Source organism: Stenotrophomonas capsici (genome assembly GCF_034961085.1).
Classification (GTDB): domain Bacteria; phylum Pseudomonadota; class Gammaproteobacteria; order Xanthomonadales; family Xanthomonadaceae; genus Stenotrophomonas; species Stenotrophomonas capsici.
The window spans coordinates 1-1,902 of record NZ_JAYFUH010000171.1 but is presented as its reverse complement, the minus strand read 5'-3'; the positions used below and the strand labels follow the sequence as shown (position 1 = coordinate 1,902).

Genomic DNA, 1,902 nt, shown 5'->3' with positions numbered 1-1,902 from the left:
TGATCGCGCGCACCGAACGCCTGTACTCCGAACACGTGGACCAGCGCGAGCAGTTGCAGGGCTGGCTGCTGCAGTTCCGCGAGGCGCTGGAAAGCCAGGACACGCAGCGCGTGGAGCGCCACCGGCGCGAACTCGGCCGGGCGCTGGACGAGCTGGAGGGGCTGCAGTGAGCTGGGCGCTGGAAGTACTCGAGCTCGACGCCAGCGCCGACGAGCGCGCAATCAAGCGCGCCTATGCCCGGTTGTTGCGCAGCAACCGCCCGGACGATGACGCCGCGGCCTTCCAGCGCCTGCACGAGGCCTACCAGACCGCCCTGCACTGGCAGCGCCATCAACAGGCGTTGGCGACCACCGACGCCGAAGCACCGGACGATGGTCAGGACCCATGGCCGACGGCGCAGCCGGATGCACGGGAGATCATCATCGAGCCGCAGTCGTTGGCCGATGTGCTGGCCGGTGCCGCACCCGCGGCCGTCGCGCCCACCCACCCGTACGCCGAACCGACCTGGCTGGCACAGGACAGTCTGGTCCTGCCGCCGGCCATCGACCTCGACGCGCTGGTCGCGCGCATCATCGACGCCGCCGGCGCGCAGCCACCGGACCGCTTCCAGGTTTGGCTGGACACGTGCCCGGAGCTCTGGTCGTTGAGCGGCAAGGCCGATGCCGGTGGCGAGCTCCTCGGCCGCCTGTACCACGGTGGCGACGCCATCGGCGGCGCCAATTTCGATCTGCTCGCCACGGCGTTCGGTTGGGACCAGGTGGGCACGCATGTCGACCCGGACACGCTGGCCGGCATGCGCGAGACGCTGCGCCAGCGTTGGATCTGGCAGGCGGGCAACGAAGCGGCGTTGGCACTGGAACTGCAGACCGACCAGGACGCACCGGCGACACTGCCCGACACACGGCGGTGCCGCACGCTGCTGACCCGTCCGTGGCGCTACCTGCAGGCGCTGCTGAGCGCGGCAAACCCGGCCCGCCTGCACATGATGCGCAATGCGCTGCGGCACCTCGGTGACGCGGCTGCTTTCCTGCCTTGCCCGCCGCTGCACGAGATGCAGGTCAGGTTCTGGCGCGCGGTCACCGACGACGGGCGGCTCAGCCAAGATCGTGTGCTGCTGGGGCTGATCCGCGGCATCGGCCTGTCCGCACTGTGGTTGCTGCTGCCCGTCGCGGTGTACGTGATGAAAGCCAGTGCCGACCTGGATGCAGGCCTGGGCTGGCCATCGCCAGGTGAGCTGATGCCCTTGGCCCTGACCGGTACGGCGGTCGCGCTGCTGCTGGGCATGGGCGTGCTGCCGTGGAAGTTGCTGATGCATTGGCTGCCCACGCCTGCAGCGATGCGGCTGTGGCTTCCGCTGCTTGCCGTGGCCGCCATCGCGCTCAGCTCCACGCCGCTGGGATTCCTGGGCATGCTGTTGGGCGGTGCCGCGCTGTGGCTCGCCGTGCGGCGTGCGCTGCGCGCCTCGGCGCGGCTCAACCAGATGCTGCCCCTGCTGGCGATCGGCCTGTTCTTCGCCGCGCCGTTCGTCATGCGCGGCTTGAACCTGTCCTACGGCGCGCTGAGCGGCGGCCTGACGCTGGGCCTGTGCCTGTTCGACCTGGGCCGCCTGCATCGCACGCGCGGCGAGCGGATACCAACGGAAGACGCCCCGTAGTGCCGAGCCACGCCCGGCACGCATTTCCCCGGTAACGCCGCGCGCGGCATGGCTGCGCGACCGGCCCATCCCCGGCGTTGCACGGCCGGGGGCTTACTTCTCGGTACGCCAGTTCACCGAACCACGGTTTTCCACCGTGGACGATTCCACTTCGATGTCGAAGCCGCGGCGCAACAGGTACTTGATCGTGATCACCGAGCCGCTGCCAACCAGCGAGACGCCGTAGCCAACGTAGAGCTTGGGCGTGA

1 protein-coding gene is annotated in these 1,902 nt (G+C 69.8%); it reads left to right on the top strand.

Translation table 11 applies throughout. The annotated features are described in order from the left end of the window. The first annotated feature begins 166 nt into the window (after nucleotides 1-166). Nucleotides 167-1,654, top strand: coding sequence for a hypothetical protein (locus VA603_RS10765; RefSeq protein ID WP_323438816.1), 1,488 nt, complete (start codon nucleotides 167-169; stop codon nucleotides 1,652-1,654). Nucleotides 1,655-1,902 lie beyond the last annotated feature (248 nt).